The sequence below is a fragment of the Kocuria sp. TGY1127_2 genome, from assembly GCF_013394385.1.
GTDB lineage: Bacteria > Actinomycetota > Actinomycetes > Actinomycetales > Micrococcaceae > Rothia.
In genome coordinates this window covers 890,965-916,297 of sequence record NZ_AP022834.1, presented here as the reverse complement: position 1 = coordinate 916,297, position 25,333 = coordinate 890,965, and the positions used below count along the sequence as shown (strand labels likewise).

Genomic DNA, 25,333 nt, shown 5'->3' with positions numbered 1-25,333 from the left:
TCTTCCTTCCTACCCGTGATGTGGAACGCGGCCCCGGTCCTGATGCAGGAACGGGGCCGCGGTGCGCTATTCGCTGCCCCCGGTCACGCCTGCGAGAAAGCCTCGGACAGCGCCGTGAACAGCGGGTGAGACGGTTCGATGCCGGTCAGTTCGGCAACCAACGAATCCGTGGCCGAACGGTTACCGCGCGCGTCGGCCAACCGGCGACGCAGTTCAACGGATTCAGGGTCCTCGGGAACGTCGAATGCAAGGGCCGCGCCGATCGCCGAGACCAGTGCCTCAGCGGAATGACCGTTTTCGGCAAGCTCCGCGGCCGGTCCGACGAAGCGCTCGTTTCGAGAGATTTTGCGCAGCGGCGCGCGACCGACTCTCTCAACCGTGTCCGGCAGGTGCGGATTCGTGAACCGTGTCAGGATCTTGTCCACATAGGACTGTTGCACCTCGGGCGCGAATCCGAACTTCTCGACGAGCAACAGCTTGGTCTCCGCCAACACGGACTCGACTTTGGCACGCACGTCAGTATCCTCCAGAGCGTCAGAGATCTTGGAGATTCCCGCTCCATAGCCAAAGTAGGCGGTCGCGGCGTGCCCCGTGTTGACAGTGAAGAGCTTGCGCGTGATGTACGGGGCCAGGTCCTCCACCCAGGTGACTCCCGGAATGTCTGGGGTCCGTCCATCGAACGGAACCGAGTTCACGGCCCATTCGTGATAAGTCTCCACGGTGACATCGAGTCCTTGACCGGGTGCTTGATTCGGCACGATACGGTCGACCGCGGTATTTGCGAAAATAGCGACGTCGTCCGCCTGCGGATAGACCTCTCGAATCGCCTCGGCGAGACCGTCGGTCGCGTTGATCGCGTTCTCGCATGCCATCACGGCTACCTTGCCCTCGCCCGATTCGGCGCGTGCCCGGAGGCCTTTGGCGATGGCGGGGGCGATGATCTTGAGGACCGTGGGGCCGACTGCCGTCGTGACGATATCCGCGGTGCGGATGTGCTCGATCAATGCGTCCGGGTCATCAGCAGAGTTGACTCCGGAAAAATTGGTCACCTCAATATCGCGGGGTTCGTTGCCGACCTCGTGAACGGTGTAAGACTGCTGGGCGTTGAGTGAATCGATCAGCGGTTGGGCTACATCCGCGAAGACCAATTCGTAGCCGGCCTCGTGGAGCAGGACGCCGACGAATCCGCGCCCGATGTTTCCGGCGCCGAAATGCAAGGCTTTCATGCGTTGACCTTTCCGAAGATCTCAAGGATCTCCTCAGGTGTCTGGGCGGCCTCGAGCTGGGCCACCGATTCTTTGTTCGAGAAGATCTTTGCAATTTTCTGCAACAAATTCAGGTGCTGGCCACCGGCACCTGCGATGCCGATGACAAACCGTGCCTGTTTGCCGTTCCAGTCGACTCCGTCGTCGTAACGAACAAAGGACATGGCCGAGGAGTGAATCGCCGATTTCGCTTCGTTGGTACCGTGGGGAATAGCGAGACCGTTGCCCATGAACGTCGAAACCGAGCCTTCGCGCGCGTGCATCGAGTCAATGTACGAGGCATCGACTTTGCCCGTATCCACGAGCAGATTGCCCGCCTCGTCGATCGCCGTGTCTCGACTCGTGGCCGCACCGCCCAGAACGATCGAGGAAACGCCCAGGATTTCCTGGTCGCTTCCGTCCTGACTGGGCGCGTCGGTGGGCGTCGACGTCACCCCGGCTGCCGTTGACCCTGCTGAATCCGCGGCCGGTTCTTCGTTCGGCCCGCCTTCTCGCTGTTCCCGGATCAGCTCGACGATTTCGTCGTATCTCGGCGAACTCATGAAATTGTCCACGGTGACGTGTGCAGCCGACGGGGTCGGAGCCGCCGCGCGATCGGCCAGATCCTCGTGGCTGACCAGGAGGTCGAACTCATCCTGCAGGGAATTGATCGCTTTGTTGACCACGGTGATGTCGTTGCCGTATCCGGCGTCCTTGATCTTGTTGCGCAGCACGGAAGCGCCCATGGCGGATGAGCCCATACCGGCGTCGCAGGCGAAAACGATCGATCGGATCGTCGTGTTCTTGCTCTGGTCTCCCGCGAGAGTACCGGCCACAGAGGACTTCTTGCCCTTCATGCGCTCCATGTCGGATGTGGCCTTGGCCAGGTCATCTTCGCCCTGTTTCGAGGCCTTGAGAATCACCGAGGCGATCACCAGAGAAACGATCGTTGCTGTGACCCACCCGAAGGTCACGCCCAGCATCGCGTTCGGCGGCGCATTGACGTAGAGGAAGATCAACGAGCCCGGGGCCGCTGGTGAGCGCAGGCCCGCGTTGAACAGGAGTTCCACGAAGACCCCTGACATTCCGCCGAAGATGGTCGCGATCAACAGCTGCGGCTTCATCAGAACGTAAGGGAAGTAAATCTCGTGAATGCCGCCGAGCGCGTGAATCAGAGCGGCTGCGGGGGCCGACGCACGCGCGCTCCCGCGACCGAAGATGATGTACGCGAGGAGAACCCCCAGGCCGGGACCTGGGTTTGATTCCAGGAGAAACAGGATCGATTTGCCCTGCTGCAGCGCCTGATCCGTGCCGAGAGGAGTCAGGATTCCGTGGTTGATCGCATTGTTCAGGAACAGGACCTTGGCCGGCTCGATCAAGATCGATGCGAGAGGCAGCAGACGCATGTCGATGAGCCACTGAACTGCTACACCCGCAACATTCATCAGCAGGTGCATGATCGGGGCCAACCAGAACATCGAAGCGATCGAGAGGCCCGCGCCGATGATGCCCGAGGAGAAGTTGTTGACCAACATCTCGAACCCGGGTTTGATCCGGCCCTCCATGAACTGGTCGAACTTCTTGACGATCCATGCTGACAAGGGGCCCATGATCATGGCTCCCAGGAACATCGGGGAGCCGGGGCTGTCCCCGATGAAGACTGGGCTCGAGGTAGCCAGGATGACGCCCATGGTAGCCACTGCGCCGACGACGCCGCCTCGGACGTCGTGAATCAGCTTGCCGCCCGTGTACGCGATGAGGATGGGCAGCAGATAGGTGACCATGGGACCCAGTGCGGCATTGATGTATTCATTGGCGAACGGCCCCTGACCTCCTTGTGGGTCTTCCGACCAGAGGAACAGAGCCGTGAGCAGACCCCAGGCAATGAATGCGCCGATGTTCGGCATGATCATGGAGGAGAGGAAAGTTCCGAATTTCTGCACGCGCACGCGCGCGCCGACCTTCTTCTTCTCGCTGGAAGCGGTAGATGTGGTAGACACGATGACTCCAGGTTCAGGGGGATCACGTTCTCCGAACCGGGATCAGAACCCAGGACCAAACGAGGATCCGGGGCCACGTGGCCGAGAAAGTGAAAACGACAAAACCGGTGACCGACGAAGACATCCGCGGGCCCGGCTTGGCTGTATCCTATCCGGTTCGCCCGAGCCGAAGATACTCTCACCCCAGAGGGGTCCTGCTGAAATGGATTCGGAATAGTCGGCAAGCAGCCGTAGACTTTTTTCAATGAGCCAAGCGACGGCATTATCACGCACTTCTCCGTTCGTGTCGCTCGACCGGGAAACCTGGTCGCGCCTATCGGACGAAATCGATGTGCCACTCTCATCAGAAGAAATCGAAAGACTCCGTGGACTCGGCGAGACCCTCGATGTCGAGGAAGTCCGCCAGGTTTACCTTCCCCTCTCGAGATTGCTCAACCTGTATGCCAATTCGGTCGGGGACCTGAACCAAAAGACGAACCAGTTCCTTCACGAGGATCATCAGCGCACGCCCTTCGTGATCGGCGTGGCCGGTTCCGTGGCCGCTGGCAAGTCCACGACCGCCCGTTTGTTGCGAGCCCTGATGAGCCGTTGGCCAACCACCCCCAACGTTCAGCTGGTCACTACGGACGGATTCTTGTACCCCAATGCGGAGCTCGAAGCCAGAGGCCTGATGCAGCGCAAAGGGTTCCCCGAATCCTACGACCGGCGAGCTATTCTCCGCTTCGTTTCGGAGATCAAGTCAGGCGCACCCGTTGTCACCGCCCCCAAATATTCGCATTTGACCTACGACATCCTCGAAAACGATGAGACGGTGGTTACTCGCCCGGACGTTCTCATTGTCGAGGGGCTAAACGTTCTGGCCCCGGCACAGTTGCGCCCCGACGACAAAGCCGCATTGGCATTGAGCGATTTCTTCGATTTTTCAATTTATGTGGATGCACGCACCAGCGATATCGAGCAATGGTACGTCGACCGTTTCCTCAAACTTCGAAGTTCTGCGTTCGCCGATCCCGAGTCGTATTTCCGCAAATACGCGAATCTCTCGGACGAGGAAGCGAAGAGCACGGCTTTGGACATCTGGCGGCGCATCAACGAGCCGAATCTGCTGCACAACGTCAGACCAACCCGAGGACGAGCCAAACTCATCCTTTCCAAAGACGCTGACCATTCGACTCGACGGGTACTCCTTCGGAAGAACTGAAGACATTTCGTACCCATAGGTACGGAATATGAGTGGCAGAACTCACCCGGGGTTTTCTAACACCGCAATTGCAAAGCTACGCAAAATTCGCCCCCTATGGGTGATTCTTTGGATAGTATGTCCGCATGATTAAAGGATTCAAAGAATTTATCATGCAAGGCAATGTCATCGACCTTGCGGTCGGTGTCATCATCGGTAGTGCATTCAGCACCGTCATCAACGCTCTCGTCGAGTCAGTTATTATGCCGGCCATCTCAATGCTGGTCGGCTCCCCCAACTTCGATGATTTCCTGGTCTTCGGCCAGGTCAAGGTCGGCGTGTTCTTGACCGCCGTCGTCAACTTCCTGCTCATCGCCGCGGCCCTCTACTTCTGCATCGTCATGCCGATCAACACCATGAACGCTCGCCGTGCCCGCAGGCTCGGTTTGGAAGAAGAAGACGACACCGAGCCTGAGGTCGCGTTGCTCACCGAGATCCGTGACGCCCTGATTTCCAACAAGAACGTCACGGGCGCATCCTCGTACATGGATCCCGAAGCCAACAAGAACTGACACCGTACGGCTCGTTCCTCCACGAGCAGGAAGGCCCCGCACCATTCGGTGCGGGGCCTTCCTGCTCGTGGAGATGTATTGGAGCGTCAGCGGCTACAGGGCCAGCTCTTTCGCCACGACGTCGGCCAAACGGCTCGCATGGTGATCGACCGATTCCTGGTCGGGGCCTTCGACCATCACCCGAACCAGGGGTTCGGTGCCGGAGGGTCTGAGCAACACGCGGCCGTCCTTGCCGAGTTCCCTCTCTACCGAGGCGACTGCACGCTGCACGGCATCATTCGAATCTGCGGCGGCCTTGTCCACGTTGGGAACGTTGATCATCGTCTGCGGAGCACGCTCGAACCGGTGTGACAAGGTGGACAGGGTCAGGCCGGTCCGGCTCACCTCGGCGGCCAGATGCAGACCGGTCAGGATACCGTCTCCGGTCGTCGCGTAATCGCTCATGATCACGTGTCCGGACTGCTCGCCGCCCAAATTGTAACCGTACTGGTTCATCGCCTCGAGGACGTATCGGTCCCCCACCTTGGTGCGAAGCATCGTCACGCCTTCGGACGCGAGGTACTGCTCCATCCCGAGGTTGGTCATAACGGTAGCGACCAGGGTGTTGTCTTTGAGTTTTCCGGCGTCGCGTCGTGCAAGCGCCAAAACCGACATGATGGTGTCACCGTCCACGATCTCGCCGCGTTCGTCGACGGCGAGGCAGCGGTCCGCGTCGCCGTCGTGGGCGATCCCCAGATCGGCGCCCAGCTCCTTGACCTTGGCTTGGAGACCTTCAAGATGGGTTGAGCCCACGCCGTCATTAATGTTTGTACCGTTAGGTTCGGCGGCCACCACATGGACCTTCGCCCCCGCAATGCGGAAGGCGTCCGGTGAACATCCAGAGGCAGCACCGTTGGCGCAATCGAGGACAATGCTCAGCCCGTCCAGGGATAGTCGACCGGGCAAGGTGGACAGCAGGTGGGTGACGTATCGGTCCTCGGCGTCGGAGAACCGGGAGATCTTGCCTACCTGCCCACCGTCGGGGAAACGGAAATCCTGCGATTTGAACAATGCCTCGATCTTGTCCTCCACGGCGTCCGGAAGCTTCTTCCCGCCACGGGCAAGGAACTTGATTCCGTTGTCGTAGAAAGGATTGTGAGAGGCAGAAATCATCACGCCAAAATCCGCGTCCAGATCCGCTACCAAATACGCTGCGGCCGGAGTCGGCAGCATCCCGGCGTCGTATACGTCCACTCCCGAAGAAGCCAACCCAGCCATGATCGCAGCCCCGATGAATTCACCGCTGACGCGGGAATCATGCGCTATGACTGCTTTGGGGCGTTCACTTCCGGGAACCTGATCGAATCCGAGTACGACAGCGGCCGCCTGCGCCAATTCCAAAGAGGAGCGTGCACTCATCTGTTCACTGTTGGCACGAGCTCGAACACCGTCGGTTCCAAATAATCTAGACATCGAAAATCATTCTACGCATGTCAGTCGGCGTCCTCCGACTTGACCACCGGAAACCCATCTCGGTTGTTCTGTTCCTCGGCCTCGAAGACGTCGGAAGCCGGCCCCACAATCAGCGGATCGGGCTGGCCGACGACGCTGTGATCCTTATTCGGGTACTCGAACTGGGACAGGACGTACCGCATGGCTTCCAAGCGGGCCCTCTTCTTGTCGTTGGACTTCACGATGGTCCAAGGAGCATCACCCGTATTCGTGTAGAAGAACATCGCTTCCTTCGCCTCTGTGTAGTCGTCCCATTTGTCGAGGGAAGCGAGATCAGTGGGAGAGAGCTTCCACTGCCGTACCGGGTCCGTGCGTCGCGCCTCGAACCGTGCGACCTGCTCGGCTCGGGTGACCGAGAACCAGAACTTGATCAACTTGATCCCGGAGTTGACGAGCATCCGCTCGAGTTCCGGAGTCTGGCGCATGAATTCGTAATACTGGTGCGGCGTGCAGTAGCCCATGACCCTCTCGACACCGGCACGGTTGTACCAGGAGCGGTCCATCATCACGATTTCGCCGCCCGAAGGAAGATGCTGGATGTAACGCTGGAAGTACCATTGGGTTTGTTCGATCTCGGTCGGTTTCTCCAAGGCCACGACCCGGGACCCCCGTGGATTCAAATGCTCGGTGAACCGTTTGATCGAACCGCCTTTGCCCGCGGCGTCACGCCCTTCGAAAATGAGCAGGATCTTCTGACCTGTCTCCTTGACCCACAATTGCAGCTTGAGGAGTTCGATCTGCAGTGCGCGTTTGGTCTTGTCATATTCTTTGCGCTTGAGCTTCTCATCGTAGGGATACCCGATCTTCCAGACTTCCGAGGTCGAATGTTCCTGGTGCAACCGGTGCTGGAGCGAGGCAATCTCGTCCAATTCTGCGGCATAGTCCTCAGTCACGGAGACCCGGCGTTCCTGTTTTTTGAGCGCTTCGGTCACGGCAGGCGTCGCTTCCTTGCCGGCCCCACGGGCCTTGGTCCCCCGGACGGTGATCTGTTCGGCCGCTTGGCGGCTTTTTGCCGATGCTTGTCCCGAGCTTTTCCGGCTTGCGCTTTGTTCTCCGGACGGCTCGGAGGTGTTCTTGCGTTGGGTGTGCGTCATTGAACATCTTTCCTTTCCCCAGTGCGGACAACCTCTATTTTATGCGCTGCTCGCGGACAACCGGGGCGCATCGAAAACGCAAAAACCCCTCACCGTCCCGAACGGACGATGAGGGGTTTTCGAGCAGTTTCGGAGCGGTTTAGCGCTTGGAGAACTGCGAAGCCTTGCGGGCCTTCTTGAGACCGGCCTTCTTGCGCTCGATGACGCGGGCGTCACGAGTCAAGAAACCAGCCTTCTTGAGGGCCGCACGATTGTTCTCGAGATCAATCTCGTTCAGCGCACGGGCCACGCCGAGACGCATTGCCCCGGCCTGGCCGGACGGGCCACCACCGTGAACGCGGGCGATGACGTCGTATGCACCTTCGAGCTCGAGGAGCTTGAACGGATCGTTGACTTCCTGCTGGTGCAGCTTATTCGGGAAGTAGACCTCGAGCGGACGACCGTTGACGGTCCACTGTCCCGAACCCGGGATCACGCGGACGCGGGCGATAGCCTGCTTGCGGCGGCCAACTGCAGCCCCGGAAACGGTGAGAGCCGGACGCTCGGTCACAGTGGCTTCGGCGACTGGCTCGGTGGACTCGGAGGTGTAGCTGGTGACTTCCTCGCCCTCGGTATTAATCTGGTCTTCAGTATTCTGAGCCACGATTTCTCCTTGTAGTTGTCTTCGTAGGCCCGATTACTGGGCGATCTGGCCGAACTCGTAGGTCTTGGGCTGCTGAGCAGCATGGGGGTGCTCAGCACCCGCATAAACCTTGAGCTTCTTGATTTGCTCGGCCGCGAGCTTGTTCTTGGGCAGCATGCCCTTGACAGCCTTCTCGACAGCCTTGGTCGGGTTCTTCGCCAACAACTCGGTGTAGGAAACGGACCGCAGGCCACCCGGGTAACCGGTGTGGCGGAATGCACGCTTCTTCTCGAGCTTGGCGCCGGTCAGAGCAACCTTCTCAGCGTTGATGATGATGACGAAGTCACCGGTGTCCACGTTAGGAGCAAAGGTCGGCTTGTGCTTGCCGCGCAGCAGTGTTGCGGACTGGCTGGCAAGGCGACCCAGGACAACGTCGGTGGCGTCGATGACATGCCACTGGCGATCGATGTCGCCGGGCTTCGGAGTGTACGTACGCACGTTAATTTGCCTTCGTGTCGGAATTACTTCATTGGCGCTAGTTGGGTGTCACGCCAGATCAGGTGCGCTCGAAGGGGTCTGGGTGAGGGCCAGACAACATCCGTTCCGTCCCGAAGTCTCGCCGCCAAGGTCATCCCTGTGCCCTGCAACTGGGCGAATGAACCGGGCGCATGAACCGAGGTGGGACACGCACAACAGCTAGTAACTATACCGGAGTATTCTGGCTTAATCCACAGGTAAGAGAAAGTCCTCCGCGATATCCCCCACACCGGCCTCCGATGGCCGGCCCGCTCAGTGATCCGCCTCCCTCCTGGCTCGGGTCTGCTCCGCGCGCGTCGCCCAGTCGGCGGGATCCGAGGGATACGTGATCGATTCCAGAACCAGACCCTCCGGAGGAGCAAGGCGAACGCTGGAGTCCCGAACCGGCACGGCAATTCTGGAATCCAACCACGCAAGGTCTCTCTTGCCTTCGGCGACCGAAACACACGAACCGATGATGGACCGGACCATGTTGTGGCAAAAAGCATCTGCACGGATACGAGCTTCGATGAGGCCGCCTACAGTGCGCTCGAATCGAACCGACTTCAGGTCACGAATCGTGGTCGCACCCGGACGAGGTTTGCAAAACGACAAGAAGTCGTGCAGTCCCAGCAGACGCTCGCCCGCCCTGTTCAACGTGTCAACATCCAAGGCAGACCTGGTCCAATACGATGTTGTCCGGTTCAAGGGCCCCTGGCGCTCGAGCCCGTCTGCGATCCTGTAGACGTAGGAACGTGACATTGCCGAGAAGCGAGCGTCAAAACCCGCCGGAACCAGTGCGGCTGATCGAATCACGATCGAGCCCGTAGCGGCACCGCGGGAGCCGGGCCTCAAGGGAGGCGCAACCGAGGACAGGAGCCGGGCCAGGGCACCGTTCATTTTCCGGACAAACGATTCGCCGGGAGTATCCGGCGCGGCGTCGCTCCCCTTACGGGCGCGCCCTCTCAACCGGTTCCAGACATCCGACGGAAGATCGAAGTGGACCACTTGGTGGTCCGCGTGCACTCCAGCGTCGGTGCGACCGGCCACCGTATAGCGGACGTCCTGGCGAAGAACGAGGCGCGCTGCTTCTTCGAGGCACCCCTCGATGGTCACGAGACCGGGCTGCTTGGCCCAACCGGAAAATGGCGCACCGTCATAACAGAGGTCCACGCGAACCCGCACGCTGGTGCCTTCCGGAACCGCGACCATGCCCAGATCCCCGACCACGCTTTCGTCTCCGACCGACCCGGGGGCCGGACAAACCATCGGGTCTGGGGAATTGAGCCGATTCGACGATACGACAATGTCCTTCTGACTCATGACGTGTCCTCCGCTTCTCCGGACAATTACAGGGATACCAAGAACAAAGCCCCGCCCACCGCAATGGTGGACGGGGCCTCAATCATCGCGCAACGCAGCGCAGAAGGGATCCTTACTCGGAAACCTTCTGAGCAGCAGCGCCACCGGCCGGTGCGTAACCGGCAGCGATAGCGGATTCTGCGGTGTCGAACCAGATCTCGGCGCGAGTGCTGGAGTACCAGCGCGAACCGGGAACATGGTACTTCATGGAATCGCGGTTGCCCTTGACTTCGAAGCCCTCGGGGGCTTCGCCGGACTCGAGCGGAGCGTGCGAACCTGCGGGCATGTCCGAAGCCGGAGCCTCGGGCGCTGCGGCTTCCTCGGCTACCGGCTCAGCGGCCGGTGCCTCGGTGGTCGCGGCGGAATCCGCCTGGTTGGCGGAAGCCGCGGCGTTGGCCGCCTGGGTTGCTTCGTCAACAACAGCCTTCGACGCTACGGGCTCCATCACGAGCTCGATCACAGCCATGGGCGCGTTGTCCCCTGAACGCGAGCCGATCTTGGTAATGCGGGTGTATCCACCGGGGCGCTCGGCCATGGCCGGAGCGATCGTGGTGAACAGCTCGTGGACGACCGACTTGTCCGTCAACGAGCGCATGACGCGACGACGAGCCGCGAGATCCCCACGCTTGGCGAAAGTGATCAAACGCTCTGCCACCGGGCGAAGACGCTTGGCCTTGGTCACGGTGGTCGTGATGCGCTTGTGCTCGAAGAGCTGCTGGGACATGTTGGCCAGAATGAGGCGCTGGTGTGAGGGGCTACCGCCGAGGCGCGGCCCCTTTGTGGGAGTAGGCATATGAGTTTCTCTCCATTGGTCATGGTTCCCGCGAACTCACATCGCGAGGACCAAAGATTGGTGTGAACTGTGGTCGGCTCGTCGCCGTCCGAGGGATTAGAAGGACTCTTCCTCGTCGACCTCTTCGTCCTCGGCCGCGCGAGCCGCCAGATCGAAGCCTGCGGGCGAATCCTTGAGGGACATCCCCAACTCAGCCAGCTTGTCCTTGACCTCGTCGATCGACTTGGCACCGAAGTTCCGAATGTCCATCAGATCCGCCTCGGAGCGCGTCACGAGTTCACCCACAGTATGGATTCCCTCACGCTTGAGGCAGTTGTACGAACGCACGGACATGTCGAGGTCCTCGATGGGCAGGGCCATATCAGCGGCCATGGACTCGTCGGCCGGAGAAGGTCCTACCTCGATGCCCTCTGCTTCGGTGTTCAGTTCCCGAGCGAGCCCGAAGAGCTCGACCAAGGTGCTGCCTGCAGAGGCAACCGCGTCGCGCGGAGCGATGGCTTCCTTGGTTTCGATATCGAGCACGAGGCTGTCGAAGTCGGTACGCTGCTCAACACGAGTCGCCGCAACGCGGAAAGTGACCTTGAGAACCGGGGAGTAGATCGAGTCGACCGGAATACGGCCGATCTCGGACTCTCCGGCGCCGGCCTTGTTCTGCGAGGCAGAAACGTAGCCGCGGCCACGCTCGATCGTCAGTTCGGCGTTGAAACTTCCCTTGGCGTTGAGGGTTGCGATACGGAGCTCCGGGTTGTGGATCTCCACACCGGCCGGAACCTCGATATCGCCAGCGGTCAGCTCGCCAGGGCCCTGCTTGCGCAGGTAAGCAACGACGGGCTCGTCATTCTCGGACGAAACCGAAAGCTTCTTGATGTTCAGGATGATCTCGGTGACATCTTCTTTCACGCCGTCCACGGTGGAGAACTCGTGCAGCACACCGTCAATACGGATACTGGTCACGGCGGCACCGGGAATGGAGGACAGAAGCGTGCGACGCAAGGAATTACCCAGCGTGTAGCCGAATCCGGGTTCGAGGGGCGAGATCGTGAAGCGCGAGCGGTTATCCTCGACGACTTCTTCACTCAGGGTAGGGCGCTGTGCAATGAGCACTGATGTTTCCTTTCAGCGAGCATCCGCTATATGACGCAACACAGGTTGGGGAAAACAAGGGATAAGGGGCCGCGGTTGCGGCACCCGGATGTCTCGTGGCCGGAGCCACGAGACCCCAGGCTTGCGGCTCCCGAACAAGGGATACACCAGCCTGGCGGACGGCAACGTCTGGATCAGACGCGGCGGCGCTTCGGGGGACGGCAACCGTTGTGCGCGCTCGGGGTCACATCAGAGATGGAACCTACCTCAAGGCCGGTGGCCTGGAGCGAGCGGATAGCGGTTTCGCGACCCGAACCCGGACCCTTGACGAACACGTCAACCTTGCGAACACCGTGCTCCTGAGCGCGCTTTGCGGCGGACTCAGCAGCCATCTGCGCGGCGTACGGCGTCGACTTGCGCGAACCCTTGAAGCCCATTTCACCGGCGGAAGACCAGGAAATCACGGCACCCGAGGGATCGGTGATCGATACGATGGTGTTGTTGAATGTGGACTTGATGTGCGCCTGACCGGCGGCAATATTCTTTTTATCCTTGCGGCGGGGCTTACGAGCGGCCGCAGCACGAGTCTTTGGGGGCATTAAAAACTTCTCCTACGCGAAAGGGTGATTACTTCTTCTTACCGGCGACCGTGCGCTTCGGACCCTTACGGGTACGAGCATTGGTCTTGGTGCGCTGGCCGTGTACGGGAAGGCCGCGGCGGTGGCGGAGTCCCTGGTAGCTACCGATTTCAACCTTGCGGCGGATGTCGGCGGCCACCTCGCGGCGGAGGTCGCCCTCAACCTTCAAGTTGCCTTCGATGTAGTCACGCAGCTGAACGAGCTGGGCGTCGGAGAGGTCCTTGACGCGGATGTCCGGGCTGATGCCGGTGGCGGTCAGGGCCTCGAGGGCACGGGTCTTACCCACGCCGTAGATGTACGTGAGAGCAATTTCCACGCGCTTTTCGCGGGGAAGATCTACTCCTGCGAGACGAGCCATAGTGGCGGTTCTCCTTGTAGTTGATCCAGAGGTTTACAGCATCACTGCCCGAGTTTCCCCGGTCTCCGGCCTCTGTATCCGGAGGTATCCCACTGATGGGGTGCGGTGCCTTGTATTAGATGCCGGCGGTAACCGGCTGCATCAGAAGGCTATTAGCCCTGACGCTGCTTATGGCGCGGGTTACTGCAGATAACCATGACCACGCCATGACGGCGGATCACTTTGCAGCTATCGCAGATGGGCTTCACGCTCGGCTGAACCTTCATCGCATTCCTTTGCGTTGTTGCAACTTGTAGTTGTTACGAGACCCGACACGCAGTCGAATCCCATGCACGCAGACAGGCACCACCCGTCTGGGCGGTGCCCTTCACCCTCCGCACGAGGCGGAGATGAGATCTACTTGTAGCGGTAGACGATGCGACCACGTGAGAGATCGTACGGAGAGAGTTCAACAACCACGCGATCCTCGGGGAGGATTCGAATGTAGTGCTGACGCATCTTTCCGGAGATGTGTGCAAGAACCTTGTGACCGTTGTCCAGCTCAACGCGGAACATTGCGTTGGGCAGGGCTTCCACCACAGAGCCCTCAATCTCGATTACGCCGTCTTTCTTGGCCATATCCTCCGCTAACGTCGGTGCCTCACGCGCTGTGCGAGAGGCAATTGAATGATTCTTTCTGCCATCACACCACCAAAAATGTGCGCGCGCACGGCAGACACAACCAACAGACAAGTGTACGCCATACTTTGCTGTATGTTAACCCAGCGACCGACCAGGAACCATTGTGACTTCCCTCGCCGGGATATTTTCACTCCGACCGAAGGTCAGAAGTCCACGATGCCGGTGCAGCAGTAGCAGTAGCGTGCATAGGTTCCGCCCCGACGGCTCGCAGCCATGACGCGAGGGCCATCAACTCCCCTAGCTCGCTGCCGCCAGCTGGCCGCACGCCCCGTCGATGTCGGATCCGCGAGTGTCCCGGACCGTGGTCGGGATGCCGTGTGCCCTAAGACGCTCGACGAAGTTCTGCTCGACGCCGGGGCGCGAGGCGGTCCACTTGGAGCCGGGTGTCGGGTTGAGCGGGATGGGATTGACGTGGACCCAGCCCCGGCCCCTCTGTGCCAGCTTCTTGCCCAGCAAGTCGGCGCGCCAGCCCTGATCGTTGATGTCCCGGATGAGCGCGTACTCGATCGAGACACGACGTCCGGTCTGACGGTAGTAGTCATACGCAGCGTCGAGGGTCTCGTCGACCTTCCACCGGTTATTGATCGGGATGAGCTCGTCCCTGAGCTCGTCGTCCGGGGCGTGGAGGGACAGAGCCAAGGTAACCGGCAGGTTCTCTTGAGTGAACTTGTACATCCCAGGAACCAAGCCAACCGTCGACATTGTGATCCCTCGAGCCGAGATCCCTAAACCTTCCGGCGATGGGTCGATCAGTCGATGTACGGCGCCCAGCGAGGACTTGTAATTTGCGAGGGCCTCGCCCATGCCCATGAAGACGATGTTCGAGATACGCAAGGGCTTGGTTTCTTCTGGACCGTCCTCGGCGTTTTCCAGCCCCTTCATCGTCTTGACCATGCGCGCGCCCGCTACCACTTGTTCCACAATTTCCGCAGTGGAAAGGTTCCGAGTCAGGCCTGCCTGACCGGTCGCGCAAAAGGGACAGTTCATACCGCAACCGGCCTGCGAGGAGATGCACATGGTCACGCGGTTGGAATACCGCATGATCACGGATTCCACCAGAGCACCGTCGAAAAGACGGTGCACCAGTTTAAGGGTGTCTCCACCATCGGCTTCCAAGGTGTTCACCGTGGTCAGCAGCTTCGGCATCGCGTCGGCAACCATCTGCTCACGGGACGCCACCGGAAGGTCCGTCATGTCCTGGGGGTCCGTGACCAAACGCTCGAAATAGTGCTTGGACAGCTGTGAAGCCCGGAACGGCCGGTGACCGAGTTCTTGGAGAAATTCTTTACGCCCCGCGAGATCCATATCCGCGATGTGGCGCGGCGGTTTGGCCCGTCGGGGAGCTTTGAGCAAGATTTTGCCGGGCTCGGGCCGGGAGGTGATCTCCACGGGGGTCGAAGTCTCGGATGACACGGTAGTGCCCCTTTTCCTGTGTGCGGCGTGTGTGGTGCTTAGTCGGGAATCGGGGCCACTGAGACCCCCAGGGCGGCCAGTTCTTCAGCACCGCCGTCTTCAGCGGTCAGAACCCAGATGCCGTCCCGATGAAATGCCACCGAGTGTTCCCATTGGCTCGCATGGGAGCCGTCGGTAGTCTTGACCGTCCAGTCGTCGTCCAAGATCACGGTCTCCGTCGATCCTGTCACAAGCATCGGTTCGATCGCCAGGGCCATGCCTGACTTGAGCCTGGGACCTGAGTCACGAGTGCGGTAATTCGGAACGTCGGGGGCCATGTGCATTTCGGTTCCGATTCCGTGGCCCACGTAGTCCTCGACAATCCCGTAGGTCCCGCCCGATTCCTTGCGGATGAAGTCCTCGATGGCAGTGCCGATCTCCCCCACTCGCCCAGCTGTGGCCGCGGCGGCGATGCCGTGCCACATCGCGGCTCGGGTCATTTCTGACAGCTCGTGGTCCTGCCTGGTCGCGGTCCCGACCAATACGGTGCGCGCAGAGTCCCCGTGCCATCCGTCGACGATTGCGCCGCCGTCGATCGAGATGATGTCCCCGTCGCGCAACGGTTCATCGTTGGGAATGCCGTGGACGACGATGTCATTGGGAGAAGCGCAGATAGTTGCTGGAAAGCCGTAGTAACCGAGGAAGTTCGACGTCGCGTGATTTTCCGTGAGCACTTCGCGGAAAGTTTGGTCCAATTGTGCCGTTGTGACGCCGGGGGCAGTCGCTGCGACGGCGGCGTCGAGCGCTCGTGAGGTCACGACGCCGGCACGCGCCATCGCACGGAGCTGCTGGTTGGTCTTGTACTCGATTTTGCGTCGGCCGAACATCCGGGCACTTCCTCATCACGTTTTGTTTGGTTGGTTCATCCGGACCAGTCGCCGGGTAGGAAGACGGGCCCCCGACTTCAATGTGTCGGGGGCCCGTTGTTGGGTCTCCTGGGAGACTGGAAGTCGAATTATCGAACGGCAGCCAGCAAACGCTGACTGACCTCGTCGATGCTTCCGAGTCCATCCACGCGAGTCACGATGCCTCGTGCCTCGTACAACCCGACGATCGGCTCGGTTTCCTGGGCGTAAACCTCCAGACGGTGACGGATCACCTCTTCCGTGTCGTCGCTACGACCCTGATCCTTGGCGCGTCCGAGGAGACGCTGAACGAGCTCCTCGTTGTCCGCAGTCAGCAGCAGGACACCGTCGATCTTCTGACCCAGGTCATTGAGGATCGAATCGAGTTCCTCGACTTGCGCCGTGTTGCGGGGGTAACCATCCAGCAGAAAGCCGTGACTCGCGTCCTCCTGGGCCAAGCGATCCCGAACCATGCGATTGGTGACCGAATCGGGAACCAGGTTACCGGCGTCCATATACTGTTTGGCCTCACGACCCAGTTCAGTTTCTTCCTTGATGTTGGCCCTGAAGATATCGCCGGTGGAAATCGCCGGGATCGACAATTCCTCGGAGATCTTGACGGCCTGTGTTCCTTTTCCGGCGCCGGGAGGCCCGATGATGAGCAAACGGTTCATCGCAGAAGTCCTTCATAGTGTCGTTGTTGCAACTGAGCGTCGATTTGCTTGATGGTGTCCAGGCCGACGCCGACCACGATCAGCAGCGATGTGCCACCGAACGGGAAATTTTGGTTCGCATTGAACATCACGAGTGCGATCAGAGGTATCAGCGCCACGATGCCCAAATACAGCGATCCCGGGAGGGTGATGCGGTTCAGGACGTATCCCAAATACCGCTCGGTCGGACGCCCGGCACGGATCCCGGGGATGAATCCGCCGTACTTCTTCATGTTGTCCGACACCTCTTGCGGGTTGAACGTGATCGAAACATAGAAGTAGGCAAAACCAACGATCAACAGGAAGTACAAGATCATGTAGAGCGGGTGATCGCCCTTGACCAGGTTGCCGTTGATCCAATTGACCCACTCAGGAGGAGGTGTTCCGTCCTTGGGAGTCGAGAACTGCCCGATCAGCCCGGGCAACATCAGCAGGGACGACGCGAAGATCACCGGGATCACGCCGGCCATGTTGACCTTCAGCGGGATGTACGTGGTTGTGCCGCCAATCGTGCGCCGGCCGACCATCCGCTTGGCGTATTGGACGGGAATTCTGCGCTGGGATTGTTCGACGAACACCACCGCGACGATCACGACGAGACCGATACCGAGGATCGCGGCGAAAACGCCCCATCCCTGGGTCTTGAAGATCTGGCCGAGTGCGGACGGGAAGGAAGCGGCGATCGACGTGAAGATCAGCAAGGACATACCGTTGCCGACGCCCTTCTCCGTGATCTGCTCGCCCAGCCACATGATGATGCCTGTGCCCGCGGTCAGGGTGATAATGATGACGATGATCATGAGGATCGAATCATCCGGGATAACCGGGAGCGGGCAGTTGCCCAGCAGAGCACCCGAGCGAGCCAACGAGATGATTGTCGTGGCGTTCAGGAGCGCCAGGCCCATGGTCAGGTAGCGCGTGTACTGGGTCAGCTTCTGCTGGCCCTGACCGCCTTCTTCATGCAATTCCTGGAATCTCGGAATCACGACTCGAAGAAGCTGCACGATGATCGACGCCGTGATGTACGGCATCACACCCAAGGCGAAGATCGACAATTGTAGGAGCGCGCCACCACTGAAGAGGTTGACCATGTCGTAGATACCACCGGTGGTACCTCCCATGGCGATGCACTGCTGGACGTTCCCGTAGTCAACACCCGGCGCTGGCACGAAAGTACCGGCGCGGTAGATCACAATGACCGCGAGTGTGAACAGCAGCTTGCGTCGTAGGTCGGGGGTTTTGAACGCCCGTCCGAAAGCGCCGAGCACTTGGCCTCCTGTAAAAGTTTGTTCAGTTGGAATCCCGGCGATTGCCGTCCGCAGACAGCTGCCGAGCCAATAGGTCCCTCGTCAGTCTAACGGCAATGCGTCACGGGAACCCGATTACGTCCGTCACTCCGCCACAACGCGCCGGGATGCAGACAAGATGAGGCCCCTCCCCGGACTTCCGGGGAAGGACCTCATCCCTATGAAATGCCTTCGAGCATCAGCCCGATCGCAGTTCTACTTGCCGGTTGCGGTGGCGGTGCCACCGGCGGCTTCGATTTTCTCCACAGCGGATGCGGAGAGCTTGTCAACGGTGACGTTGACCTTGACGGTCAGGTCGCCTTGGCCCAGAACCTTGACGGGCTGGTTCTTGCGAACCGCACCCTTGGCCACGAGGGAGTCGACGGTGATGTCGCCGCCCTCGGGGAACAACTCCGAGATACGGTCCAGGTTTACGACCTGGTACTCCACGCGGAACGGGTTCTTGAAGCCACGGAGCTTCGGAAGGCGCATGTGCAGCGGAAGCTGCCCGCCTTCGAAACCTGCCTTGACCTGGTAACGAGCCTTGGTGCCTTTGGTACCACGACCAGCGGTCTTGCCCTTGGACCCTTCACCGCGGCCCACGCGGGCCTTGGCTTTGTGAGATCCCTTGGCCGGACGCAGATCGTGGAGCTTGATGGCCTGGCGCTCTTCGTTGGTATCTGCCATTTTTACTTGACCTCCTCAACCTTCACGAGGTGAGCGACGGTGTTGACCATACCGCAGGTCACCGGATCGGCGGTGCGGACAACCTTGTTGCCCGGACGCTTGAGTCCCAGTGAGCGCAGAGTGTCGCGCATGTTCTGCTTCTGGCCAACGTAGGACTTCATTTGCGTGATCTCCAGCTTCGAATCGCTGGGCTGAATACGCTTACCGGACATTACGCACCTGCCTTCTCATCGCGCATGAGGTAGCTGGGGATGACCTCGTCGTTCGGCAGGCCACGGCGGGCTGCAACGGCAACGGGCTCTTCCAGCTGACGCAGGGCCTCAATGGTCCCGTGCACGATGTTGATCTGGTTCGTGGAACCGAGGGACTTGGACAGCACGTCGTGGATGCCAGCACACTCGAGCACCGCACGCACCGGGCCACCGGCGATAACACCGGTACCGGCCGTAGCGGGTCGGAGCATAACAACACCAGCGGCCGCTTCACCCTGCACGCGGTGCGGGATGGTGCGGTCCTCGACGCGGGGAACGCGGAAGAAGTTCTTCTTGGCTTCTTCAACGCCCTTGGCAATGGCCGAGGGAACTTCCTTGGCCTTGCCGTAGCCGACGCCGACCAAACCTTGCCCGTCGCCTACGACGACGAGTGCGGTAAAGCTGAAGCGACGGCCGCCCTTGACGACCTTCGAGACGCGGTTGATGGTGACAACGCGCTCGATGTACTTGTCCTTTTCCTCATCGCGGCCACCGCGTCCACCGCGGCCACCACGATCGTTACGGTCATTGCGACCACGGCCGCCGCGCTCACCGCGGTTGCCGCCGCGACGGTCGTCGCGCTTCGAGGAGTTGTCTTTCTCGGAGTTCTCAGTTGCAGCGTTGTTCTCTGCCACCTGATTTTCCTTTTCGTTTGCGGTCTGCTCGCTCACAGTGCCAGCCCACCTTCCCGGGCGCCTTCAGCAACAGCGGCCACACGGCCGTGGTACTTATTGCCGCCACGATCGAATACGACGGACTCGACGCCGGCGGCCTTGGCACGCTCGGCGACCAGCTCGCCAACGCGCTTGGCTTTGGCGGTCTTGTCCATATCGGTTGCGGAACGCAACTCGGCTTCCAGGGTGGATGCCGAGGCCAACGTGTTGCCCTGAGTATCGTCAATGACCTGCACGAACATGTGCTTGGTCGAACGGAATACCGAGAGACGGGGACGCGCGGCGGTACCGGAGACGTGCTTGCGAACGCGCGTGTGGCGACGCTTGCGAGCAGCGAACTTCGTCTTATTAGCCATGTTTACTTACCAGCCTTTCCGACCTTGCGGCGGATCTGCTCGCCCTCGTAGCGAACACCCTTGCCCTTGTAGGGGTCGGGCGCGCGGAGGCTTCGAATGTTGGAGGCCACCTGGCCGACCTGCTGCTTGTGAATACCGGAAACGGTGAGCTTGTTGTTGCCCTCCACGGTGAAAGTGATTCCTTCCGGAGCCTTTACCGAAACGGGGTGGCTGTAGCCCAGCGCGAATTCCAGGTCGGAGCCCTTGGCCAGCACACGGTAACCGGTGCCAACGATCTCGAGCTTCTTGCTGTAACCCTCGGAGACGCCGATGACCATGTTATTGATCAGCGTGCGGCTCAGGCCGTGCAGCGAACGAGACTCGCGTTCGTCGTCGGGACGGTTGACTGTGAGGGTATCTCCATCGAGGGAGACGGTGATCGGCGAAGCGATCTCCTGGGAGAGTTCTCCCTTGGGACCCTTGACGCTCACGAGGGAGCCGTCGATCTTTACCTCAACACCAGCCGGCACCGAGATGGGGAGACGTCCAATACGTGACATTCTTCTCTTCCTTTCTCTTGTGACCGACTACCAGACGTATGCCAGGACTTCGCCGCCCACGCCCTTCTTGGAGGCCTGCTTGTCGGTAAGCAACCCCGAAGACGTGGACAGGATGGCGATGCCGAGGCCACCAAGCACCTGAGGCAGGTTGGTGGACTTCGCGTAAACGCGCAGGCCCGGCTTGGAAATACGACGAACTCCAACGATGGAGGACTCGCGGTTGGGACCGAATTTGAGGTCGAGAGCGAGGGTCTTGCCGACCTCTGCCTCTTCCTCGTGCCAGTCCTTGATGTAGCCCTCGGCCTTGAGGATGTCAGCGATCCGGGCCTTGAGCTTTGAGTACGGCATGGACACGGAATCGTGGTGTGCCGAATTAGCGTTGCGCAGACGCGTAAGCATATCTGCGACAGGATCTGTCATGGTCATGTGGGCACTTGCCCTTCCTCGTTACGGTTTCCGCTCTCCGGAAGACCGGAAGCGGACCTGAAACGTAGCAGTTAGTTGGTCTTGAACGGGAAACCGAGCTGGCGGAGCAGCGCGCGTCCCTCGTCGTCGGTCTTGGCTGTGGTAACCACGGTGATGTCCATGCCGCGCACACGGTCGATCGCATCCTGATCGATCTCGTGGAACATGGACTGCTCGGTCAAACCGAAGGTGTAGTTACCGTTGCCGTCGAACTGGCGATCCGAGAGTCCGCGGAAGTCACGGATTCGGGGAAGAGCCAGGGAAATCAGACGATCGAGGAATTCCCACATACGGTCTCCGCGAAGAGTCGTGTGGCAGCCGATGGGCTGGCCTTCGCGCAGCTTGAACTGTGCGATCGACTTCTTGGCGCGGGTCACCTGAGGCTTCTGACCCGTGATGAGGGTCAGATCGCGCACGGCCGAATCGATGAGCTTGGAGTCGCGTGCAGCTTCTCCGACGCCCATGTTGACAACGACCTTGACGAGCTTCGGCGACTGCATGGGGTTGCCGTAGTTGAACTGTTCCTGCAGCGCCGGAACGACCTCGTCCTTGAACTTGGTCTTGAGGCTGGGGGTGATCTTGGTTTCGGTCATTAGAGGTCCTTACCCGAGCTCTTGGACACGCGCACGCGAACGGTGCGGTTACGTCCGTCACGCTCTACGGTCTCTTCGCGGTAGCCAACGCGGCTGGGCTTCTTGGTCTCGGGATCGACGATCGCGACGTTGGACACGTGGATCGAGGCCTCGACCTTCTGAATGCCGCCACCTTCACCGGTGTTGGGATTGGCCTTGGTGTGCTTGGTGACAACCTTGACGCCCTCGATGAGGACGCGATTGGTCTCCGGGAATACCTTCAGGACCTTGCCCTGCTTGCCCTTTTCGGAACCAGAAATGACCTGCACCAGGTCACCGCTCTTGATCTTAGCCATGAGTTAGAGCACCTCCGGAGCAAGCGAGATAATCTTCATGAACCGCTTGTCGCGCAGCTCGCGCCCGACCGGCCCGAAAATACGGGTACCGCGGGGCTCGCCGTCGGTGTTCTTGAGGATCACTGCCGAGTTCTCGTCGAACTTGATGTAGGAGCCGTCAGCACGACGGGTCTCCTTCTTGGTACGAACGATGACGGCTTTGACGACGTCACCCTTCTTGACGTTTCCGCCAGGAATTGCGTCCTTGACGGTGGCGACGATGATGTCGCCAATACCTGCGTAGCGACGGCCAGATCCACCGAGAATACGGATAGCAAGGATTTCCTTGGCTCCCGTGTTATCGGCGACCTTGAGCCGTGACTCTTGCTGAATCACTGAATACTCCTGTCGTCTCGCCGGTTCTCACGACGCCGCCAGAAGATCTCTGACTGACGCGACGCGGGCCTTGCGGAACACTGTGTTCGGGATGATTGACGCACCGGTCTGCCATTTCATCAGGAATGGAAGTTGGCGGTTGCGCCTGGGACTGTCCATGCCAGGAACATCTGGTCCCGCTTCGATGGCGGGCGCATGCACCCGTTGACAGCGGCATTATGCACTGGCACGAAAAATCCGTGGTTGCGCGCAGGCCGAGTCGACCCACACAAGTAATCAAGGCTACCACAGGGCAACTCCCCCGAACAGGGCCAGATAAGCCACAACGACGGGAGGTACTTGACGTTCATCACCTCTCCGTCGGTTGAGACGACGACCGGGGCCGTGGCGGGTCATTGCGAACCGCCTCGGCCCCGATATTGTGCGCCATCAGAGGACTGCGCGAGGTGCACTCAGCGCGTCGCCAGATCAGTGCGCCTTCTTGCGCCGAAGAGCCACCACCGCGGTGCCGGCAGCCGTGGCCGCCGCGCCCAGGCCGGCAACCCACATCAGCTTGCCGGCTCCAGTGCTGGCCAGGCCGGACTGCGTGGCGGGTGCGGAACCCTTCGAGACGGCCGGGGTCTGAGAGTTCACCCCCGTCCCGCTTGTTGCGGTCTGGCCCTGAGAGCCCGAGGCCGATTCGTTGCCGGTCGGGCTGTTGGCGCCGGCGCCGGCTTCATCGTGATCAGCGATGCTTGCCGGAGCCTTCTCGCCAGCGTCACCGGCATCTGCAGGATCACCAGTGGCGGCGGGCCCTCTTCCGCTCTTCATTCCGTCATCCTTTCCGGTCTCCCCTGACGGGGCTCCGGAACCCAGCTGACCGGGTTCCTTATCTGCCCCATCAGCGCCAGGCGCCTTCTGCCCCGAGCCCGGGCCTTCATTTCCGACGCCGGGGTCCTGCTTTACCGGGTCGGTCGGGGTCGGGCTTGGCGTCGGGTCCTGCTTTACCGGGTCGGTCGGGGCCGGGCTTGGCGTCGGGTCCTGCTTTACCGGGTCGGTCGGGGCCGGGCTTGGCGACGGGCCCGGCTTTACCGGGTCGGTCGGGGCCGGGCTTGGCGACGGGTCCTGCTTTACCGGGTCGGTCGGAGGAGGCACCATCTCGCCGACCTTCGAGTCAACCAGAGTGCCGTACCCCTGGAACACCTTCGTCGTCGGGGTCACGCGCTTGGCTTCGGGTGTATCACACGTCGGTTGTGCGACGCTGATCTGGAAGTTCGCGCCACGGCTCGCGTCGCCCTCTTTGAGGGAGCCTGAGAGGAAGGAAAGCGTGTGCGTTGTTCCGGGACCCCAGGCGCCTTCCTTGACGGTGGAGTTTGCCGTGGTCGGATACGGCAGGTTCATCTCCCAGTTCCCCTGGGCGTCCGCCTCGACGGTTGCGATCACTGCATTGCCATCGATGGAAACCGTACCCTTGTCGTACTTGACGGCCACCGTGGACCCTCCGGTTCCATTCGGGTGCTTCCACCCCGTTCCCGAAACCTTGATGGCCTGCCCCTCGGAGACCACGGTGGCCCCCGTGACCTTGGCCCCTGCGTCTTGCTTGGACTCGACGGTCTTGACGCTTGCATCGGCGCCTGATGCACCCTTGTTCTGGCCATTGACGGTTCCGGTTGACGTTGCGGTCAGCTTGACGAGAGTGTCCGCGTTGATCGGGGTCGGCTCGGCGGGCTGCCAATCAGCGGGTGCGCCCTCAGTTGCCTTGTTCTGCACGCCCAAAACGGACGTCGAGGAGGTGGTGAACTTTCCGGTCCGGTAATCGATGGTGAAGGGCACTTCCGCGTTCTTGTACGCCCCACCCTTGTCGACGGCGAACACACCTTTGGGGGTCACAATCACGTCGTTAACACCGAAGGGAGCGTCCACGGAATTTTTGGGAACGATAGCGGCGACGGTGTGGGTGCGGCCGTCAATCACATATACACCCCTGTCAGGAGACTTGCCGTCGAAATCAGTGAGGTAAACGACGTCGTTGTCCTCATCCGCGTCCAGAGACAGCGCCCTTCCACCAAGATCGATCCACTTCTTGAACTCGCCCGTGGTCTTGTCATAGACACCCACACCGGAGTTCTTCCCTTTGTCGCCCTGGGACGAGACATAGATTTCATTGAGCGAGTGATCCGCCACGACGTCGGAGGCGTAGAGATTGGCCTCGGGATCATGCTTATGGAGCTTGACCACCTGAATCGGCTTCGAGAGGTCTTTCAGGTCGTAGATCTTGACCTCATCCCTCATACGGACCGGGAAGTAAGCCTTCCCTTCAGATTCGTCCACCCACATATTCATGACGGTCGTGGCCCTGTCCTCGACATCGGCCACGTTGATCTTCTGCAGGAATGCGTAGGTCTTTGTATCGAAGACCACCACCGAACCCCGAACGCCAACGAAGGCTTTACCGTCTGCGATGCGAACCTCGCGTGGATGGGTGAATTCAACCTTCGCGCGCTCCTCGGGCGAAAGCCTGGAGGTCGAAAAGACCTCCTTCAAGGTGGCCTGGTCATAAGCGGTGACCTCGTTCGCAATGGTGTTGGTCACCCATACCGTGTTGTTCACATCGTCCACATCGATCCCGAAGGGCCCCTTGAGCTGAACACCAGCAACCTCAGTCCCGCCCCTCGGAATATACGGCACGGTGTCCAGGGCAACGGTCTTCTCGATTTTCATGGTCTGCGGGTCGATCTTGGCAAGAGTGGCCGTGGTGTTGGCCCCGCCAAGGGCCGTACCGGTGGCCCAGAGAGCGTCATTCTTCTTCGAATACGCCAGCTGGTACTGTCCCGGCAGGCCTTGGGTCTGCTCAGCACGGACATCGAAGCTGCGATACTCGCACGCTGCCGAGGCTGCACCGTGAGCCGGAGCCGTTGCGGCGCCCACCCCGTCTGCCTGCGCCGCCGTGAGCGTGCCCGCGAAAGTCAGGGCCGTTGCCGCAGAGACAGTCGCCCATACCTTGAATCCTCGAGGGCGGAAATTGTTGTAAGAAAACATAGTGATCCTCATAGTTTTCTGGATGCGATTGATGTCCATGAGCCGTCGGCGGGAATATCGGTTCGTTTGCCGCATTCGCAGAAACCGGACCGGATTATCACAACGACAAC

Annotated in this window: 29 protein-coding genes; 2 read left to right on the top strand and 27 right to left on the bottom strand. The window is 60.4% G+C overall.

What is annotated here, in order from left to right:
- Positions 1-83 precede the first annotated feature (83 nt).
- Both sake_RS04120 and sake_RS04115 read right to left on the bottom strand, forming a co-directional pair.
- Positions 84-1,226, bottom strand: coding sequence for a mannitol-1-phosphate 5-dehydrogenase (locus sake_RS04120; protein ID WP_178945498.1), 1,143 nt, complete (start codon positions 1,224-1,226; stop codon positions 84-86).
- The gene (locus sake_RS04115) at positions 1,223-3,244 is read right to left on the bottom strand and encodes a PTS mannitol transporter subunit IICBA (protein ID WP_129360064.1); all 2,022 of its coding nucleotides are present in this window, start codon (positions 3,242-3,244) and stop codon (positions 1,223-1,225) included. Before sake_RS04115 ends, sake_RS04120 begins: the two co-directional genes overlap by 4 nt.
- 244 nt (positions 3,245-3,488) lie before the next feature.
- On the opposite strand from sake_RS04115, the gene coaA reads away from it, so the two are divergent.
- Positions 3,489-4,445 carry a type I pantothenate kinase gene (gene coaA, locus sake_RS04110; protein ID WP_129360065.1) on the top strand — a complete coding sequence of 319 codons (957 nt, stop codon included), beginning with the start codon at positions 3,489-3,491 and terminating at the stop codon, positions 4,443-4,445.
- Between the two features lie 125 nt (positions 4,446-4,570).
- Positions 4,571-4,996, top strand: a complete 426-nt coding sequence (gene mscL / locus sake_RS04105) for a large conductance mechanosensitive channel protein MscL (RefSeq protein ID WP_129360066.1) — start codon at positions 4,571-4,573, stop codon at positions 4,994-4,996.
- Positions 4,997-5,089: 93 nt separating this feature from the next.
- Here mscL and glmM read toward each other — a convergent pair whose 3' ends face one another.
- From glmM to sake_RS03980, 25 genes are all read right to left on the bottom strand, one after another.
- Entirely contained in the window at positions 5,090-6,448 is a 1,359-nt protein-coding gene (glmM, locus tag sake_RS04100) for a phosphoglucosamine mutase (RefSeq protein WP_129360067.1), read from the bottom strand.
- 20 nt (positions 6,449-6,468) lie between these two features.
- Positions 6,469-7,581, bottom strand: a complete 1,113-nt coding sequence (gene ppk2, locus sake_RS04095; protein WP_129360068.1) for a polyphosphate kinase 2 — start codon at positions 7,579-7,581, stop codon at positions 6,469-6,471.
- A 139-nt stretch (positions 7,582-7,720) separates the two neighbouring features.
- On the bottom strand, positions 7,721-8,224 hold the full coding sequence (gene rpsI, locus sake_RS04090) for a 30S ribosomal protein S9 (protein ID WP_129360069.1): 504 nt from the start codon (positions 8,222-8,224) through the stop codon (positions 7,721-7,723).
- Positions 8,225-8,257: 33 nt separating this feature from the next.
- Positions 8,258-8,701 (bottom strand): 50S ribosomal protein L13, encoded by a 444-nt coding sequence (gene rplM, locus sake_RS04085; RefSeq protein ID WP_129360070.1) that lies wholly within the window; start codon positions 8,699-8,701, stop codon positions 8,258-8,260.
- A gap of 291 nt (positions 8,702-8,992) precedes the next feature.
- A complete protein-coding gene (locus sake_RS04080) occupies positions 8,993-10,042 on the bottom strand; it encodes a tRNA pseudouridine(38-40) synthase TruA (protein WP_371811933.1) in 1,050 nt (349 codons plus the stop codon).
- Positions 10,043-10,154: 112 nt separating this feature from the next.
- A complete protein-coding gene (gene rplQ / locus sake_RS04075; protein ID WP_178945497.1) occupies positions 10,155-10,874 on the bottom strand; it encodes a 50S ribosomal protein L17 in 720 nt (239 codons plus the stop codon).
- 96 nt (positions 10,875-10,970) lie between these two features.
- Positions 10,971-11,978 (bottom strand): DNA-directed RNA polymerase subunit alpha, encoded by a 1,008-nt coding sequence (locus tag sake_RS04070; RefSeq protein WP_129360072.1) that lies wholly within the window; start codon positions 11,976-11,978, stop codon positions 10,971-10,973.
- A gap of 173 nt (positions 11,979-12,151) precedes the next feature.
- A complete protein-coding gene (gene rpsK / locus sake_RS04065) occupies positions 12,152-12,556 on the bottom strand; it encodes a 30S ribosomal protein S11 (RefSeq protein ID WP_129360073.1) in 405 nt (134 codons plus the stop codon).
- Positions 12,557-12,584: 28 nt separating this feature from the next.
- Positions 12,585-12,953, bottom strand: coding sequence for a 30S ribosomal protein S13 (gene rpsM / locus sake_RS04060; protein ID WP_129360074.1), 369 nt, complete (start codon positions 12,951-12,953; stop codon positions 12,585-12,587).
- A 152-nt stretch (positions 12,954-13,105) separates the two neighbouring features.
- Positions 13,106-13,219, bottom strand: coding sequence for a 50S ribosomal protein L36 (gene rpmJ, locus sake_RS04055; RefSeq protein ID WP_030014999.1), 114 nt, complete (start codon positions 13,217-13,219; stop codon positions 13,106-13,108).
- Positions 13,220-13,349: 130 nt separating this feature from the next.
- Positions 13,350-13,571, bottom strand: coding sequence for a translation initiation factor IF-1 (gene infA / locus sake_RS04050; RefSeq protein ID WP_005505018.1), 222 nt, complete (start codon positions 13,569-13,571; stop codon positions 13,350-13,352).
- A 300-nt stretch (positions 13,572-13,871) separates the two neighbouring features.
- Entirely contained in the window at positions 13,872-15,047 is a 1,176-nt protein-coding gene (rlmN, locus tag sake_RS04045; protein WP_129360075.1) for a 23S rRNA (adenine(2503)-C(2))-methyltransferase RlmN, read from the bottom strand.
- A gap of 38 nt (positions 15,048-15,085) precedes the next feature.
- The gene (map, locus tag sake_RS04040; RefSeq protein WP_178945496.1) at positions 15,086-15,913 is read right to left on the bottom strand and encodes a type I methionyl aminopeptidase; all 828 of its coding nucleotides are present in this window, start codon (positions 15,911-15,913) and stop codon (positions 15,086-15,088) included.
- A 128-nt stretch (positions 15,914-16,041) separates the two neighbouring features.
- Positions 16,042-16,605 carry an adenylate kinase gene (locus sake_RS04035; RefSeq protein WP_129360077.1) on the bottom strand — a complete coding sequence of 188 codons (564 nt, stop codon included), beginning with the start codon at positions 16,603-16,605 and terminating at the stop codon, positions 16,042-16,044.
- Positions 16,602-17,912: a preprotein translocase subunit SecY gene (secY, locus tag sake_RS04030; protein WP_129360078.1), complete on the bottom strand. Its 1,311-nt coding sequence runs from the start codon at positions 17,910-17,912 to the stop codon at positions 16,602-16,604. Before secY ends, sake_RS04035 begins: the two co-directional genes overlap by 4 nt.
- A gap of 234 nt (positions 17,913-18,146) precedes the next feature.
- On the bottom strand, positions 18,147-18,617 hold the full coding sequence (gene rplO, locus sake_RS04025; protein WP_129360079.1) for a 50S ribosomal protein L15: 471 nt from the start codon (positions 18,615-18,617) through the stop codon (positions 18,147-18,149).
- Between the two features lie 2 nt (positions 18,618-18,619).
- The gene (gene rpmD / locus sake_RS04020) at positions 18,620-18,829 is read right to left on the bottom strand and encodes a 50S ribosomal protein L30 (protein ID WP_129360080.1); all 210 of its coding nucleotides are present in this window, start codon (positions 18,827-18,829) and stop codon (positions 18,620-18,622) included.
- A complete protein-coding gene (gene rpsE, locus sake_RS04015) occupies positions 18,829-19,539 on the bottom strand; it encodes a 30S ribosomal protein S5 (protein WP_129360081.1) in 711 nt (236 codons plus the stop codon). The genes rpmD and rpsE overlap by 1 nt, the downstream gene beginning before the upstream one ends.
- Entirely contained in the window at positions 19,536-19,898 is a 363-nt protein-coding gene (rplR, locus tag sake_RS04010) for a 50S ribosomal protein L18 (RefSeq protein WP_129360082.1), read from the bottom strand. Before rplR ends, rpsE begins: the two co-directional genes overlap by 4 nt.
- Positions 19,899-19,900: 2 nt before the next feature.
- Complete coding sequence (rplF, locus tag sake_RS04005) at positions 19,901-20,437, bottom strand: 50S ribosomal protein L6 (protein WP_129360083.1); 537 nt, start codon at positions 20,435-20,437, stop codon at positions 19,901-19,903.
- A 27-nt stretch (positions 20,438-20,464) separates the two neighbouring features.
- Entirely contained in the window at positions 20,465-20,863 is a 399-nt protein-coding gene (gene rpsH / locus sake_RS04000; RefSeq protein ID WP_129360084.1) for a 30S ribosomal protein S8, read from the bottom strand.
- A 71-nt stretch (positions 20,864-20,934) separates the two neighbouring features.
- Positions 20,935-21,495: a 50S ribosomal protein L5 gene (gene rplE / locus sake_RS03995; protein WP_129360085.1), complete on the bottom strand. Its 561-nt coding sequence runs from the start codon at positions 21,493-21,495 to the stop codon at positions 20,935-20,937.
- Positions 21,495-21,830, bottom strand: a complete 336-nt coding sequence (rplX, locus tag sake_RS03990) for a 50S ribosomal protein L24 (RefSeq protein ID WP_129360086.1) — start codon at positions 21,828-21,830, stop codon at positions 21,495-21,497. Before rplX ends, rplE begins: the two co-directional genes overlap by 1 nt.
- A 3-nt stretch (positions 21,831-21,833) precedes the next feature.
- Positions 21,834-22,205, bottom strand: coding sequence for a 50S ribosomal protein L14 (rplN, locus tag sake_RS03985; protein ID WP_129360087.1), 372 nt, complete (start codon positions 22,203-22,205; stop codon positions 21,834-21,836).
- Between the two features lie 468 nt (positions 22,206-22,673).
- Positions 22,674-25,223 carry a hypothetical protein gene (locus sake_RS03980; RefSeq protein WP_178945495.1) on the bottom strand — a complete coding sequence of 850 codons (2,550 nt, stop codon included), beginning with the start codon at positions 25,221-25,223 and terminating at the stop codon, positions 22,674-22,676.
- Positions 25,224-25,333 lie beyond the last annotated feature (110 nt).

What these genes read in the sequence shown, in the direction of transcription:
- sake_RS04120 (WP_178945498.1), bottom strand. Translation starts at nt 1,226, where the DNA reads ATGAAAGCCTTGCATTTCGGCGCCGGAAACATCGGGCGCGGATTCGTC.
- coaA (WP_129360065.1), top strand. Translation starts at nt 3,489, where the DNA reads ATGAGCCAAGCGACGGCATTATCACGCACTTCTCCGTTCGTGTCGCTC.
- mscL (WP_129360066.1), top strand. Translation starts at nt 4,571, where the DNA reads ATGATTAAAGGATTCAAAGAATTTATCATGCAAGGCAATGTCATCGAC.
- glmM (WP_129360067.1), bottom strand. Translation starts at nt 6,448, where the DNA reads ATGTCTAGATTATTTGGAACCGACGGTGTTCGAGCTCGTGCCAACAGT.
- ppk2 (WP_129360068.1), bottom strand. Translation starts at nt 7,581, where the DNA reads ATGACGCACACCCAACGCAAGAACACCTCCGAGCCGTCCGGAGAACAA.
- sake_RS04080 (WP_371811933.1), bottom strand. Translation starts at nt 10,042, where the DNA reads ATGAGTCAGAAGGACATTGTCGTATCGTCGAATCGGCTCAATTCCCCA.
- rplQ (WP_178945497.1), bottom strand. Translation starts at nt 10,874, where the DNA reads ATGCCTACTCCCACAAAGGGGCCGCGCCTCGGCGGTAGCCCCTCACAC.
- rpsK (WP_129360073.1), bottom strand. Translation starts at nt 12,556, where the DNA reads ATGCCCCCAAAGACTCGTGCTGCGGCCGCTCGTAAGCCCCGCCGCAAG.
- rpsM (WP_129360074.1), bottom strand. Translation starts at nt 12,953, where the DNA reads ATGGCTCGTCTCGCAGGAGTAGATCTTCCCCGCGAAAAGCGCGTGGAA.
- rpmJ (WP_030014999.1), bottom strand. Translation starts at nt 13,219, where the DNA reads ATGAAGGTTCAGCCGAGCGTGAAGCCCATCTGCGATAGCTGCAAAGTG.
- infA (WP_005505018.1), bottom strand. Translation starts at nt 13,571, where the DNA reads ATGGCCAAGAAAGACGGCGTAATCGAGATTGAGGGCTCTGTGGTGGAA.
- map (WP_178945496.1), bottom strand. Translation starts at nt 15,913, where the DNA reads ATGTTCGGCCGACGCAAAATCGAGTACAAGACCAACCAGCAGCTCCGT.
- sake_RS04035 (WP_129360077.1), bottom strand. Translation starts at nt 16,605, where the DNA reads ATGAACCGTTTGCTCATCATCGGGCCTCCCGGCGCCGGAAAAGGAACA.
- rplO (WP_129360079.1), bottom strand. Translation starts at nt 18,617, where the DNA reads ATGGCAGATACCAACGAAGAGCGCCAGGCCATCAAGCTCCACGATCTG.
- rpmD (WP_129360080.1), bottom strand. Translation starts at nt 18,829, where the DNA reads ATGTCCGGTAAGCGTATTCAGCCCAGCGATTCGAAGCTGGAGATCACG.
- rplR (WP_129360082.1), bottom strand. Translation starts at nt 19,898, where the DNA reads ATGGCTAATAAGACGAAGTTCGCTGCTCGCAAGCGTCGCCACACGCGC.
- rplF (WP_129360083.1), bottom strand. Translation starts at nt 20,437, where the DNA reads ATGTCACGTATTGGACGTCTCCCCATCTCGGTGCCGGCTGGTGTTGAG.
- rpsH (WP_129360084.1), bottom strand. Translation starts at nt 20,863, where the DNA reads ATGACCATGACAGATCCTGTCGCAGATATGCTTACGCGTCTGCGCAAC.
- rplE (WP_129360085.1), bottom strand. Translation starts at nt 21,495, where the DNA reads ATGACCGAAACCAAGATCACCCCCAGCCTCAAGACCAAGTTCAAGGAC.
- rplX (WP_129360086.1), bottom strand. Translation starts at nt 21,830, where the DNA reads ATGGCTAAGATCAAGAGCGGTGACCTGGTGCAGGTCATTTCTGGTTCC.
- sake_RS03980 (WP_178945495.1), bottom strand. Translation starts at nt 25,223, where the DNA reads ATGTTTTCTTACAACAATTTCCGCCCTCGAGGATTCAAGGTATGGGCG.